This window comes from Streptomyces viridochromogenes DSM 40736 (assembly GCF_000158955.1).
Classification (GTDB): domain Bacteria; phylum Actinomycetota; class Actinomycetes; order Streptomycetales; family Streptomycetaceae; genus Streptomyces; species Streptomyces venetus.
Genome location: NZ_GG657757.1, coordinates 1698982 through 1712275, shown reverse-complemented (window position 1 = coordinate 1712275; position 13294 = coordinate 1698982). Strand labels below are relative to the sequence as shown.

Annotated in this window: 10 protein-coding genes and 2 pseudogenes; 9 read left to right on the top strand and 3 right to left on the bottom strand. The window is 71.2% G+C overall.

The genetic code is table 11. The features are described 5' to 3' along the window. Positions 1-3: 3 nt before the first annotated feature. The 8 genes and pseudogenes from tatC to SSQG_RS07375 all read left to right on the top strand — a co-directional run bounded on the left by tatC (position 4) and on the right by SSQG_RS07375 (position 9739). Positions 4-969, top strand: a complete 966-nt coding sequence (gene tatC / locus SSQG_RS07410) for a twin-arginine translocase subunit TatC (RefSeq protein ID WP_003989107.1) — start codon at positions 4-6, stop codon at positions 967-969. Positions 970-1000: 31 nt separating this feature from the next. After that, a pseudogene (locus tag SSQG_RS07405) lies at positions 1001-1892 on the top strand (diacylglycerol kinase). 40 nt (positions 1893-1932) lie between these two features. After that, entirely contained in the window at positions 1933-4782 is a 2850-nt protein-coding gene (locus tag SSQG_RS07400; RefSeq protein ID WP_039932108.1) for a DEAD/DEAH box helicase, read from the top strand. Positions 4783-5125: 343 nt separating this feature from the next. Further along, positions 5126-6767: pseudogene (locus tag SSQG_RS07395) on the top strand (ATP-binding protein). Beyond that, complete coding sequence (locus tag SSQG_RS07390) at positions 6764-7171, top strand: roadblock/LC7 domain-containing protein (protein WP_003989103.1); 408 nt, start codon at positions 6764-6766, stop codon at positions 7169-7171. The pseudogene SSQG_RS07395 and the gene SSQG_RS07390 overlap by 4 nt, the downstream one beginning before the upstream one ends. Then, complete coding sequence (locus SSQG_RS07385) at positions 7168-7572, top strand: DUF742 domain-containing protein (protein WP_003989102.1); 405 nt, start codon at positions 7168-7170, stop codon at positions 7570-7572. Before SSQG_RS07390 ends, SSQG_RS07385 begins: the two co-directional genes overlap by 4 nt. Beyond that, the gene (locus SSQG_RS07380; RefSeq protein WP_003989101.1) at positions 7553-8173 is read left to right on the top strand and encodes a GTP-binding protein; all 621 of its coding nucleotides are present in this window, start codon (positions 7553-7555) and stop codon (positions 8171-8173) included. The genes SSQG_RS07385 and SSQG_RS07380 overlap by 20 nt, the downstream gene beginning before the upstream one ends. Positions 8174-8242: 69 nt before the next feature. Beyond that, positions 8243-9739 (top strand): cytochrome P450, encoded by a 1497-nt coding sequence (locus SSQG_RS07375; RefSeq protein ID WP_003989100.1) that lies wholly within the window; start codon positions 8243-8245, stop codon positions 9737-9739. Here SSQG_RS07375 and SSQG_RS07370 read toward each other — a convergent pair. Further along, positions 9733-10722 carry an RluA family pseudouridine synthase gene (locus tag SSQG_RS07370; protein WP_039932107.1) on the bottom strand — a complete coding sequence of 330 codons (990 nt, stop codon included), beginning with the start codon at positions 10720-10722 and terminating at the stop codon, positions 9733-9735. The genes SSQG_RS07375 and SSQG_RS07370 overlap by 7 nt on opposite strands. 80 nt (positions 10723-10802) lie before the next feature. On the opposite strand from SSQG_RS07370, the gene SSQG_RS07365 reads away from it, so the two are divergent. Continuing rightward, positions 10803-11384 (top strand): GNAT family N-acetyltransferase, encoded by a 582-nt coding sequence (locus SSQG_RS07365; RefSeq protein ID WP_003989098.1) that lies wholly within the window; start codon positions 10803-10805, stop codon positions 11382-11384. A 12-nt stretch (positions 11385-11396) separates the two neighbouring features. Here the strand turns inward: SSQG_RS07365 and SSQG_RS07360 are convergent, their stop codons facing one another. Together SSQG_RS07360 and SSQG_RS07355 are read right to left on the bottom strand one after the other, a co-directional pair. After that, positions 11397-12239: a siderophore-interacting protein gene (locus tag SSQG_RS07360; protein WP_003989097.1), complete on the bottom strand. Its 843-nt coding sequence runs from the start codon at positions 12237-12239 to the stop codon at positions 11397-11399. Between the two features lie 94 nt (positions 12240-12333). Beyond that, entirely contained in the window at positions 12334-13263 is a 930-nt protein-coding gene (locus tag SSQG_RS07355; protein ID WP_244299469.1) for a 5'-3' exonuclease, read from the bottom strand. Positions 13264-13294: the final 31 nt, after the last annotated feature.

Sequence of the window (13294 nt, the reverse complement as noted above, 5' to 3'; positions counted from 1 at the left end):
GGGTTGCTGAAGTCTGCCCGCAAGGAGAAGGAGAAGGACCCCGAGGGGCGGATGCCCCTCGCGGAGCACCTTCGCGAGCTCCGCAACCGGCTCGCCAAAGCGATGCTGGCGATCGTCGTCGTCACGGTCGTCGCCGCCTTCTTCTACAACGACATCATCAACTTGATCACCAAGCCGATCCTCGACTCGGTCGGCTGTGACAAGACGTTCGCGGAACTGGCGAACTCGCGGCCCGACGCGAAGCCGTGCGCGCAGATCACCATCAACGGTCTGCTCGCCCCCTTCACCCTGGCGCTGAAGGTCTCGCTGATGGCCGGTGTGGTGCTGGCCTCGCCGGTCTGGCTCTACCAGCTGTGGGCCTTCGTCGCCCCCGGTCTGCACCGGCACGAGAAGAAGTACGCGTACGCGTTCGTCGCCACGGGTGCCCCGCTGTTCATCACGGGCGCCTACTTCGCCTACACGGTGCTGCCCACCTCGGCGAAGGTGCTGCTCGACTTCACACCGGGCGGCACGTCCAACCTCCTCCCGCTGGACGACCTGCTCGACCTGGTCATGCGGATGGTGCTCGTCTTCGGCCTCTCCTTCGAGCTGCCGCTGCTGCTGGTCATGCTCAACCTCACCGGGGCGCTCAGCGGCACGCGGATGCTCGGCTGGTGGCGCGGCATGATCATGGCCATCACGGTCTTCGCGGCCATCGCCACGCCCAGCACCGACCCGCTGACCATGCTGATGCTCGCCGGGCCGATCTGGATCCTGTACTTCGGGGCAGTCGCCTTCTCCCTGCTCAACGACCGTCGCCGCAGCCGCCGCGAGGCCCTGGGCCCGGACGACGACGAGGCCTCGGAGCTGGATCTCACGCCCGAGGACATCGGCGAGATCGAGCCCGTGACCACCGGCCGCGCCGCCCTGCCCGAGCAGGCGAGCTCGGAGCGCTCGGACCGGGTCAACGGTTATGACGACGTGACCTGAAGACCGCCGGGCAGCTCATAGGGTCGGTCCCGTGACCAGCGAGATCACCCTCTTCGTCAACCCCACCGCGGGCCGCGGCCGGGGCGCCCGCGCGGCGCAGCCGGCCGCTTCCGCTTTGCGGGCGGCCGGTTTCTCGGTGCGCACGGTGCTCGGGGAGGACGCGGCCGACGCCCTCACCCGTGCGCGGGACGCCGTCGCGGGCGGGACCGGGGCGCTGATAGCCGTCGGCGGCGACGGCATGGCGGGCCTCGCCCTGCGGGCCGTCGCGGGCACGCGCACCCCGCTCGGCCTGGTCGCCGTCGGCACCGGCAACGACTTCGCCCGCGCCCTCGGCCTGCCCGTGCGCGAACCGGCCGCCGCCGGGCGCATGATCGCCGACGCCCTCAAGTGCGGTCGGCTCCGCGACATCGACCTCGGTCAGGTGGGGGGACCGCTGGTTCGGCACCGTTCTCGCCTCCGGCTTCGACTCCCGCGTCAACGACCGGGGCAACCGCATGCGGTGGCCGGTCGGCCGTTTCAGGTACGACCTCGCGATGATCGCCGAACTGGCCGAGTTCCGGCCCGTCCCGTACCGGATCCGGCTCGACGACGGCGAGGTCCGCGAGGTCGAGGCGACGCTGGTGGCCGTCGGCAACGGCTCCTCGTACGGAGGCGGCATGCGGATCTGCCCCGGGGCCGACCTGACCGACGGGCTGTTCGACGTCACGATCGTCGGGGACTGCGGCCGTTCGACGCTGCTGCGGGTGTTTCCGCAGGTGTACCGGGGCACGCACACAGAGCATCCGAAGGTGACCGTGCTGCGGGCGGCGCGGGTCGAGATCGCCGCCGACGGAATCACCGGATACGCGGACGGGGAGCCGCTCGGCCCGCTGCCGCTGAGCGCGCGCTGCGTGCGCGGGGGCGTACGGGTCGTCGGCCCCTGAGCTGCGCCGATCCCAGGTTTCACAGGATCGGATCCGGTTAATGATCGTCCTGTTGTCAGTGGGGCCCGGTACGCTCGAAAGCACGATGACAGAGGATCTCTCACCGGCCGAGCGGTACGCGGCAGCGCGCGAGCGCGCTGTCGAGCAGGCCACCGCGCTCGCCTCCTTCCGCGAGATGTACGACTTCGGCCTCGACCCCTTCCAGATCGAGGCCTGCCAGGCGCTCGAGGAGGGGAAGGGCGTGCTGGTCGCCGCGCCCACCGGCTCCGGCAAGACGATCGTCGGCGAGTTCGCCGTCCACCTCGCCCTCCTCCAGGGCAAGAAGTGCTTCTACACGACGCCCATCAAGGCGCTGTCGAACCAGAAGTACGCCGACCTGTGCCGCCGGTACGGCACCGAGAAGGTGGGCCTGCTCACCGGCGACAACAGCGTCAACTCCGACGCCCCGGTGGTCGTGATGACCACCGAGGTGCTGCGGAACATGCTGTACGCCGGTTCGCAGACCCTCCTGGGCCTCGGCTACGTGGTCATGGACGAGGTGCACTACCTCTCCGACCGGTTCCGTGGAGCCGTCTGGGAAGAGGTGATCATTCACCTGCCCGAATCGGTCACCCTGGTCTCCCTCTCGGCGACGGTGTCGAACGCCGAGGAATTCGGCGACTGGCTCGACACGGTCCGCGGCGACACCGAGGTGATCGTCTCCGAGCACCGGCCCGTGCCGCTGTTCCAGCACGTGCTGGCCGGACGGCGGATGTACGACCTGTTCGAGGAGGGCGAGGGCCGCAAGAAGGCCGTCAACCCCGACCTCACGCGCATGGCCCGCATGGAGGCGAGCCGGCCGTCGTACCAGGACCGCCGGCGTGGCCGGTCCATGCGCGAGGCCGACCGCGAGCGTGAGCGCAGACAGCGGTCCCGGATCTGGACGCCGAGCCGGCCCGAGGTCATCGAGCGGCTCGACGCCGAGGGGCTGCTGCCCGCCATCACCTTCATCTTCAGCCGCGCCGCCTGCGAGGCCGCGGTCCAGCAGTGCCTGTACGCGGGGCTCCGGCTGAACGACGAGGAGGCGCGCGAGCAGGTGCGCTCGCTGGTCGAGGAGCGCACGGCGTCCATCCCGGCCGAGGACCTGCACGTCCTCGGCTACTACGAGTGGCTGGAGGGCCTGGAGCGTGGCATCGCCGCCCATCACGCGGGCATGCTGCCGACGTTCAAGGAGGTCGTCGAGGAACTGTTCGTGCGCGGCCTGGTCAAGGCCGTGTTCGCGACCGAGACGCTCGCACTCGGCATCAACATGCCCGCCCGCTCGGTGGTGCTGGAGAAGCTCGTCAAGTGGAACGGCGAGCAGCACGCGGACATCACACCGGGCGAGTTCACGCAGCTGACGGGGCGTGCGGGGCGGCGCGGCATCGACGTCGAGGGCCACGCCGTCGTGCTGTGGCAGCGGGCCATGAACCCCGAGCACCTGGCGGGCCTCGCCGGCACGCGCACGTACCCGCTGCGGTCCAGCTTCAAGCCGTCGTACAACATGGCGGTCAACCTCGTGGAGCAGTTCGGCCGGCACCGCTCGCGGGAGCTGCTCGAGACGTCCTTCGCGCAGTTCCAGGCGGACAAGTCGGTCGTCGGGATCTCCCGGCAGGTGCAGCGCAACGAGGAGGGTCTGGAGGGCTACAAGGCCTCCATGACCTGCCACCTCGGCGACTTCGAGGAGTACGCGCGGCTGCGCCGCGAACTGAAGGACCGGGAGAACGAGATCGCCCGGCAGGGCGCGGCACACCGGCGCGCCGAGGCCGCCGTCGCGCTGGAGAAGCTGAAGCCCGGTGACGTCATCCACGTGCCCACCGGCAAGTACGCCGGCCTGGCGCTGGTACTGGACCCGGGCCTGCCGGCGGGCCGTTCGAACGGCCATCGCGGCTTCGAGCAGCACGACGGGCCGCGCCCGCTGGTGCTGACCGCCGAGCGGCAGGTGAAGCGGCTGGCGTCCATGGACTTCCCGGTGCCGGTCGAGCCGCTGGAGCGGATGCGGATCCCGAAGTCCTTCAACCCCCGTTCCCCGCAGTCCCGTCGGGACCTCGCGTCCGCGCTGCGCACCAAGGCCGGGCACATCCCGGCCGAGCGGCACCGCAAGCGGCGCTCCCAGGCGGCCGACGACCGGGAGATCGCCCGGCTGCGGACCGCGCTCCGCGCGCACCCGTGCCACGGGTGCGACGACCGTGAGGACCACGCTCGTTGGGCCGAGCGCTACCACCGGCTGCTGCGGGACACCTCGCAGCTGGAACGCCGGATCGAGGGCCGCACGAACACGATCGCCCGGACGTTCGACCGTATCGTCGCGCTGCTGACCGAGCTGGACTATCTGCGCGCGGACGAGGTCACCGAGCACGGCAAGCGGCTCGCGCGGCTGTACGGCGAGCTGGACCTGCTGGCCAGCGAGTGTCTGCGCGAGGGCGTCTGGGAGGGACTCGGCCCGGCCGAACTGGCCGCGTGCGTCTCGGCGTTGGTGTTCGAGTCCCGGGTCGCGGACGACGCGATGGCGCCGAAGCTGCCGTCCGGGAAGGCCAAGGCCGCGCTGGGCGAGATGGTGCGGATCTGGGGGCGGCTGGACGCGCTGGAGGAGGAGTTCCGGATCACCCAGACCGAGGGGGTCGGGCAGCGTGAGCCGGACCTCGGGTTCGCCTGGGCCGCGTACATGTGGGCCTCCGGGAAGGGGCTCGACGAGGTGCTGCGCGAGGCGGAGATGCCGGCGGGGGATTTCGTGCGGTGGTGCAAGCAGGTCATCGATGTGCTGGGGCAGATCGCTGCGGCGGCGCCGCAAGGGTCTTCGGTGGTGAAGAACGCGCGTAAGGGCGTGGATCTGTTGCTGCGGGGGGTCGTCGCCTACTCGTCGGTGGGGTGAGCTTGTTGCGCGGGTGACGGCTGTTGGTGGTTGTTCGCGCAGTTCCCCGCGCCCCTTAAGGGGCGTTGTTCTGAAGGTCCCTCACCCGTTGCGGTGAGGGACCTTCGTATGCCCGTTCGCCATTACCGTTCGTATTCGAACGGTGTCGCAGCGTGTAAACGACTGAGCGTACTATCCCTTCGCGTCCGGTTTCCGGTGGATGCTGAATATGACACGGCGATGATCCGGTCGGACTAAGCTCGCCCGCAGCGCACCGGCTTGAGGTGAATTCGTGCGCTTGTTCCCCCATGTGCGGAAGTGTCCGGCCGTTCCATGGCATACCCACTTTTTTCAGAAGGCCTTCATGGTGAGTGTCCAATCCCCTCCCGGTCGCGGTGGACTGCCCTACGCGCGCGTACTGTTGCTGCCGGCCATAGTGATGGCCGCGGCGACCGGAGCCGCCGTCGCCCTGGTGACGGCGCCGGCCCGGCTCGCCGTCGGCTGGTGCGGTGGTATCGCCACCGCGCTGGTGATCGCGACGGCGGCCGAGGCGGTGCGCCGCGGCCGCGCCCTGCAGAAGCAGCGGAGCGAGCACGCCCGTCACAGCGCGTCTCTGGAACAGCGGATCGCCGCCCACGAGCACGAGTTGGTCCGCTTCTCGAGGGAGATCATCCCCGCGGCGCTCGATCTGCTGCGCACCGGGGAGTCCCCGAGGGAGGTGATCCGCAAGCTCGGTCTGGCCAACCCCGCCTACCGGGACCTCCCCGCGCCGCAGCACGAGACGCTGCTGACACTGCTCAAGATCGTCGACTACGAAGTGACCATGCGCGACGCCGCGGCGCGCTCCTTCGTCAGTGTCGCCCGCCGCGTCCAGGCGATCATCCACCAGCAGGCCGAGGAACTCAGGGAGATGGAGGAGGACCCACGGCCGCAACCCCGAGGTCTTCGACGACCTGCTGCGCATCGACCACGGCAACGCGCTGATCGGACGTCTCGCCGACTCCGTCTCCGTCCTCGGCGGCGGCCGGCCCGGGCGGCAGTGGCCCGCGGCGGTCTCCCTGTACAGCACGCTGCGCGGCGCCATGTCCCGCATCCTGGAGTACCGGCGCATCCAGCTGTCCTCCATCGCCAAGGTCAGCGTCAAGGGCATCTACGTCGAGCCGGTCATCCACGCCGCCGCCGAACTCCTCGACAACGCCACCCGCTACTCGCCGCCGCAGACCAAGGTGCACGTCACCGCGACCGAGGTGCAGACCGGTGTCTGCATCGAGATCGAGGACGGCGGTGTCAACCTCAACGAGGAGGCGCGTGCCCGGATCGAGGGCATGCTGGAGGCCGCCAAGGCGGGCGTCGACCTGCAGGACATCGGTGAGCACCCGCGCCTGGGCCTGGCCGTCGTGGGCCGCCTCTGCGCGGCGTACAACATGCAGGTCTCGCTGCGCGCCTCCGCGTACGGCGGCGTCCGCGCCATCCTCATCGTGCCGAGCGAGATGATCACCCACGAGCCCGGCGTCGGACTCGCCCACGGCATCGGCGCGACCGGCATCCCCATGACGGTCGGCATCCCCGAGGGCCCGAAGCGCGCGCCCAAGAGGCGCCGCCCCACCAGCCCGAAGATCCCCGCCACGGTCTCCCTGGAGGACGACGACGTCCCCGAGGTCACCGAGTGGACGGCGAACGGCCTGCCGCAGCGCCGCAGCCGGGTGAAGACACCGCTCGCCGAGCGACTCGCCCAGCAGGCCGCCAACGAGAAGGCCGACCGGGAGGCGGCCGAACGGGGTGAGTACAACCCCTGGGCGACACCGGAGCCCGAGCCCAAGTCATGGCACGACATGTCCTCCCCCGACGCGCCCGGCAAGGGCCTCGAAGCCTTCTGGGAGGGACTCAAGCAGGGCATCGAACCCGGCACCCACCCGACCGACTTCATCCGGAACCCGACCAAGTACCTGCACCTGATCAACGACCCGGCCCCCACCGAGGCCGACGACGAGGGGGACCTCAAGTGATCCAGCAGCGAGGCAACTTCGACTGGATGCTCAAGCAGCTCGCCGACGGGGTACCGGGCATCGAGATGATCGTGGTGCTCTCGGCCGACGGCCTGCGCATCGCCCGCTACGGCGGCGAGCCGGACGCGGCCGACCGGGTCGCCGCGGCCTGTGCCGGCCTGCAGTCCCTCGCGGGCAGCATCTGCCAGGAACTCACCGTGGGCGACGGCGAGATGAAGCTCATCATGATCGAGATCGACCGCGGCTACTTCTACCTGATGGGCGCGGGCGCCAACGCCTTCCTCGCGGTGCTCTCGGACGTGCGGTGCGAACCCGGCCGGATGAGCGCGATGATGCGCGACCTGGTCGTCCGGATCGGCGGCCATCTCACCAGTCCGCCCCGGCGGAACGGGCAGATCGTATGACGCCTCCGCAACGCCAGAAGCGCGGCCCCGCACCGGAACCGCCCCCGCCGCCCGCCCAGCAGGCCGAGGGCGAGGTCAGGAACCCCGAGCGGATGTACGTGGTGGCCGGCCCGGACGGTGAACGGGCCGAGCTCGACCTGGTGACGTTAATCGTGGCGCGTGCCGCGGACCCGCCGCCCTCCGCCTCTCCCGAGCAGGCGGCGCTGCTCCGGCTCTGCGCCGCCCCCCTTTCCGTGGCCGAGCTCTCGGCCTACCTCCACCTGCCGTTCAGTGCGATGGGCGTGCTGCTCACCGAGTTGCTGACGGCGGAACTGGTGCAGGCGCGCGCCCCGATCGTCCGCCGCTCACGCACCGATCGTTCCCTCCTCGAAGCGGTGATGAATGGACTTCAACGGCTCTGACACCCTCCCGGGCCCCCGGGCCGAGGACCAGCTGCCCCACACGGCACAGTCCGCGGCCAAGATCGTGATCGTGGGTGGCTTCGGCGTCGGCAAGACCACCATGGTCGGCTCGGTCAGCGAGATCACCCCGCTGACCACCGAGGAGACCATGACGCAGGCCGGCATCGGTGTCGACGACAACTTCGGCTCCGCATCCAAGACGGCCACCACCGTGGCGATGGACTTCGGCCGGATCAGCATCACCGAACAGCTCGTGCTGTACCTCTTCGGCACGCCCGGTCAGCAGCGCTTCTGGTTCCTGTGGAACGGCCTCTTCGAGGGCGCGCTCGGCGCGGTGGTGCTGGTCGACACCCGCCGGCTGGAGGTCAGCTTCGACGTGATGGGGCGCCTGGAGGAGCGCGGTGTGCCGTTCGTGGTCGCCGTCAACTCCTTCCCCGACGCCCCCCGTTACGCCCTCGATGAGCTGCGCACGGCCCTCGACCTCACGCCGGACATCCCGATCATCGAGTGCGACGCGCGACGGCGGGCCTCCAGCCGTGACGTCCTGATGACCCTCATGCGCTTCCTGCACTCGCTCGCGATGACGGGCTCGCGCACCTGATCCCACGTTCGCGCCCGCCCCGCTTTTCCCCCATACGCATGGATCTACCTCAGTTTCGGAGCGACCACTGTGACGCCTGAATCCCACGCCCCGACCGGTACGGACGCTTCCCGGACCGGCCCGCCCCCCGGCTGCCCCGCGCACGGCCTCGGGCCCGGGGGACTGCACCGGCTGCACGAGTCGGAGGACCTGGGAGCCCTGTACGAGCAGCTGCGGGACGAGCACGGTCCCGTGGCGCCCGTGCTGCTCCACGACGACGTGCCCATGTGGATCGTGCTCGGCCACGCCGAGAACCTGCACATGGTGCGCTCGCCCTCGCAGTTCTGCCGGGACAGCCGTATCTGGAACCCGCTCAAGGAGGGCCTCGTCAAGCCCGACCACCCGCTGATGCCGCACATCGCCTGGCAGCCCATCGCCTCGCACGCCGAGGGCGACGAGCACAAGCGGCTGCGCGGCGCGGTCATGGGCGCCATCTCGACCATCGACTTCCGCAGCCTGCGCCGCTACATCAACCGCAGCACGCAGGCGATCGTCAACCGGTTCTGTGAGAAGGGCGAGGCCGACCTCGTCAGCCAGTTCACCGAGCACCTGCCGATGGCGGTGATGTGCGAGATCCTCGGCATGCCCGACGCGTACAACGACCGCCTGGTGGAGGCGGCCCGCGACGCGCTCAAGGGCACCGAGACCGCGATCGCCAGCCACTCCTACGTCATGGACGCCCTGAGCCGGCTCACCGCCCGGCGCCGGGCCCAGCCGGAGGAGGACCTGGCCAGCTATCTGATCACCCACCCGGCCCGGCTGAGCGACGACGAGGTCAGGGAACACCTGCGCCTGGTGCTCTTCGCCGCCTACGAGGCCACCACCAACCTGCTGTCCAACGTGCTGCTCACGGTGCTGATCGACCCGCGTTTCCGGGCCCAGCTCAACGGCGGCCAGATGACGGTGCCGGAGGCGGTGGAACAGTCGCTGTGGAACGAGCCGCCGTTCAGCACGGTCTTCGCCTACTTCGCCAAGCAGGAGACCGAGCTGGGCGGGCAGCGCATCCGCCGGGGTGACGGGCTCCTCTTCGCCCCGCTCCCGGCCAACGTCGACCCGCGGGTGCGGCCGGACCTGTCGGCCAGCATGCAGGGCAACCGCTCGCACCTCGCGTTCGGCGGCGGCCCGCACGAGTGCCCGGGCCAGGACATCGGCCGTTCCATCGCCGACGTCGGCGTCGACGCCCTGCTGATGCGACTGCCGGACGTCGAACTCGACTGCGGCGAGGAGGAACTGCGCTGGACGGCGTCCATCGCCTCCCGGCACCTCGTGTCGCTGCCGGTGCAGTTCCTGCCCAAGCCGCAGCAGGACGTGACGGAGACGCCGAACCACAACCACGTCCCCGCCCAGCGCTCCGACTGGCAGATCGGCAGCGTCCAGCCGCGGCTCCAGCCGGCCCCGGCCGCCCCACAGCCACAGCCACAACCCCAGCCGGCCCCGGCGCACCCGCACCCGCAGTCGCCGGTGGCGGAACCCGTACGCCGCAAGGGCGTGTGGCCGCGCTTCCTGCGCTGGTGGCGCGGCTACTGACCGTCCGTCGGGCCGTCGTCCGTCCCGGCGGCCCACCGGTCGTACGACGCCCACGCGGCGAGTTCGCGGCCGCTGCGGAACCGGTGCTCCTCGCCCGTGACCGGGTCGGTGAACTCCAGGGTCCGTGCCAGGAGTTGCAGCGGGCGCCGGAAGTCACCGGCCGGAACGGGCGCGGTCACCTCCGGGTAGAGCGGGTCGCCGAGGATCGGCACTCCCAGCGCGGTCATGTGCACGCGCAGCTGGTGGGTCTGGCCGGTGCCGGGCACCAGCCGGTACCGGGCGAGTCCGCCGGACCCGGCCGCACGGTGCTCGACGAGCTCGATGCGGCTGACGGCGTTGGGCTCGCCCGCCACCTCCCGGGCGGTGAGCACCCCGCGTTCCTTCACGATCCGGCTGCGTACGGTCCGGGGCAGCGCGAGGCCGGGATCGTGGGGCGCGACCGCCTCGTACTCCTTGCGCACCCGCCGGTCGCGGAACAGCGTCTGGTAGGCGCCGCGATCCTCGAGGCGCACGGTGAACAGCACGAGTCCGGCGGTGAGCCGGTCCAGACGGTGCGCGGCGGTGAGCGCCGGGATGCCCAGCTCCCGGCGCAGCCGGGCGAGCGCGGTCTCGGCGACATGGCTGCCGCGCGGGGTGGTGGCGAGGAAGTGGGGCTTGTCGGCGACGACGATGTGCTCGTCCCGGTGCACGACCTCCAGAGGGAAGGGCACCGGCACCTCGTCGGGCAGGTCCCGGTGGAACCACACGAACGCCCCCGGCGCGTAGGGCGCGTCGGCCGCCACGGCCCGCCCGTCCGCCCCGACGACCAGCCCCGCCTCGAACATCGAGTTGACGACCCCGTCACCCGCCCCGGTGAGCCGTTCCACCAGATGCTCGCGCACCGTGGCCCAGGCGCCCTCGGCGGGCAACCGCACGCGCACCGGGTCCACCCCGTGGCGCTGCGGCAGGGGAGCGGGCGGGATCCTGGTCCTGCGTCGTCTCATCGCGGCCCAGCGTACGAGGCCGCCGTGCCCGCGCGGAAAACCACTGGGACCGCTCGCCGCTCACTTGCCAGGATGCGGGCATGCCCTTCCTCATCGACCCGGTCCTGACCGCCGGGACTCTCGCGGGACGCCCGCAGCCCACCCTGCCCACCGGCGACGGACTGCTCATACGGCCCTGGCGGGCCTCAGACGCGTCCGCGGTGTACGAGGTCTTCCAGGACCCCGTGATACATCAGTGGCATGCCCGGAGTGCCGACTCCGAGGCCGAGGCCGGTGGCTGGATCAACGACTGGCACCGGGCGTGGGAGGAGGAGCGGGAGGCGCAGTGGGCCGTCGTCGACACCCGCTCGGACTCGCTGCTGGGGCGGGTGGCGCTGCGCGAGATACGGCTCGACGACGGCGGGGCGGAGGTGGCGTACTGGACCGCCCCGGCGGCACGGGGCCGGGGCGTGGCCGCCCGGGCCGCGACCGCGCTCACCCGCTGGGCCCTGGACGAGGTCGGGTTCCACCGCCTGGAGCTGCTGCACGCCGTGCGCAACGAGGCGTCCTGCCGGGTCGCCACGCGCACGGGCTTCGCCCTCGAAGGCACGAAGCGCAGCGCCGTCCTGCACGCCGACGGCTGGCACGACATGCATCTGCACGCGCGCGTGCGGGGCGACTGAGCGGCCCGGCCCTCAGGTGGCCGGCGTGCTTTCCTGCTCCGCCTCGATGCGGGCGTTCCACTCGCGCTTCGAGGCCTGCCAGCCGTCCTCGTTGTGGCCGCGTCGCCAGTAGCCGGAAATGGACAGGTCCTCGCGCGCGATCCCGCGCTCGACCCGCAGCAGACTGCGCAGCTCCTTCACGAAGTGCGCCTCGCCGTGGACGAAGGCGTGCACCCGGCCCTCGGGGAACTCCAGGTTCCGCACGGCCTCGACCAGCGCCTCACCGAGGGGCCGGTCACCGCGGTGCAGCCAGACGACCTCCACATCGGAGTCGATCTTCTGCTCCTCCTCGGGCCCGGAGATCTCCACGAAGGCGTACGCCCTGGCGCCGCGCGGCAACGCCTCCAGGGCGCAGGCGATCGCGGGCAGCGCGCTCTCGTCACCGACGAACAGATGCCAGTCCGCCTCGGGGTCCGGTGCGTAGGCCCCGCCGGGCCCCATGAACAGCACGGTCTCGCCCGGCTGGACTCGGGTCGCCCACGGGCCGGCCAGGCCCTCGTCGCCGTGGATGACGAAGTCGAGCGTCAGCTCGCGGTGTCCGGCGTCCCACTGCCGCACGGTGTACGTCCGGGTCACCGGCCACTGTTCGCGGGGCAGCTCGTCCCGGACGCGCTGCGGGTCGAAGGGCTCCGGATAGCTCACGCCCGCGGGCGGGAACAGCAGCTTCACGTAGTGGTCGGTGCAGGTGTCCGCCGTGAAGTCGGCGAGGCCCTCGCCGCCGAGCACCACGCGCTGCATGTGCGGGGTCAGCCGCTCGGTGCGCACGACCTGAGCGGAGTGCGGCTTGCGCGGCTGGCGTCCCGGTCGCTCTGCCATGAGGACCTCCCTGTCTCACATAGTTAGGGTTACCTAAGTTAGCACCTCGTCCCCGCTCCACACCTCTCGTAGGGAAGGTCATGGCCCGAGAAGGTCACGACCCGAGCGTCACCAGCAGGCGCTCCAGTGACCCGCCCAGGCCCCAGCGGGCCGCCAGCGCCTCCAGGCCCGCCGGGTCGCGCGGTGCCCGCGGCAGCGCCGTCCTGACGTCAGGCAGCGGCACGTCGTCCGCGACCCGGACCACCTTCGGCGCGACCGCGAGATACGGGCGGGCCTCGTCCAGCCGCCTCCGCTGCGTCGGCGTCAGCTTCGACCGCCGGTCCTCGACGGCGGCCATGATCCCGGCCAGGTCGCCGAACTCCGCCAGCAGCTTGGCGGCCGTCTTCTCGCCGATGCCCGGCACTCCCGGCAGGCCGTCGCTGGGGTCGCCGCGCAGCAGAGCCAGGTCCGCGTACCCGCTGCCGTCGACCCCATACTTCCCGCGCAGCACCGCCTCATCGGTGAGCTGCAGGGTGCCCACGCCTTTCAGCGGGTACAGCACGCGGACCCCGCGGGCGTCGTCCACCAGCTGGTAGAGGTCGCGGTCGCCCGTGACGATGTCGACCGGGCCCTTCGCCCCCGCGGTGAACGTGCCGATCACGTCGTCCGCCTCGTACTCCGCCACGCCCACGCGCGCGATGCCGACCGCGTCCAGCACCGCCTCGATGACCGGCACCTGCGGCGAGAGCGTGTCGGGCACCTCCTCCTCGTCCGGGCCGGCCGCGCGCTCCTCGGCGACGCGGTGGGCCTTGTAGGAGGGGATCAGCTCGACCCGCCAGTGCGGCCGCCAGTCGGCGTCCATGCAGGCCACCAGGTGGTCCGGCCGGTGGTCCTTGACCAGCCGGTCGATGAAGTCGAGCAGCCCGCGCACGGCGTTCACCGGCGTGCCGTCCGGTGCCTTGACCGATTCCGGGACGCCGAAGTAGGCGCGGAAGTACAGGGAGGCGGTGTCGAGGAGCATCAGTCGTCCGGTCACGCCACGCATCATGCCGTACGGCACCGACAGTGACCCGCCG

Excerpts from the sequence above, each read along its gene's own strand:
- SSQG_RS07370 (WP_039932107.1), bottom strand. The coding sequence starts at position 10,722 with ATGAGACGACGCAGGACCAGGATCCCGCCCGCTCCCCTGCCGCAGCGC.
- SSQG_RS07400 (WP_039932108.1), top strand. The coding sequence starts at position 1,933 with ATGATCGTCCTGTTGTCAGTGGGGCCCGGTACGCTCGAAAGCACGATG.
- SSQG_RS07365 (WP_003989098.1), top strand. The coding sequence starts at position 10,803 with ATGCCCTTCCTCATCGACCCGGTCCTGACCGCCGGGACTCTCGCGGGA.
- SSQG_RS07380 (WP_003989101.1), top strand. The coding sequence starts at position 7,553 with ATGGACTTCAACGGCTCTGACACCCTCCCGGGCCCCCGGGCCGAGGAC.
- SSQG_RS07360 (WP_003989097.1), bottom strand. The coding sequence starts at position 12,239 with ATGGCAGAGCGACCGGGACGCCAGCCGCGCAAGCCGCACTCCGCTCAG.
- SSQG_RS07355 (WP_244299469.1), bottom strand. The coding sequence starts at position 13,263 with ATGCGTGGCGTGACCGGACGACTGATGCTCCTCGACACCGCCTCCCTG.
- SSQG_RS07385 (WP_003989102.1), top strand. The coding sequence starts at position 7,168 with ATGACGCCTCCGCAACGCCAGAAGCGCGGCCCCGCACCGGAACCGCCC.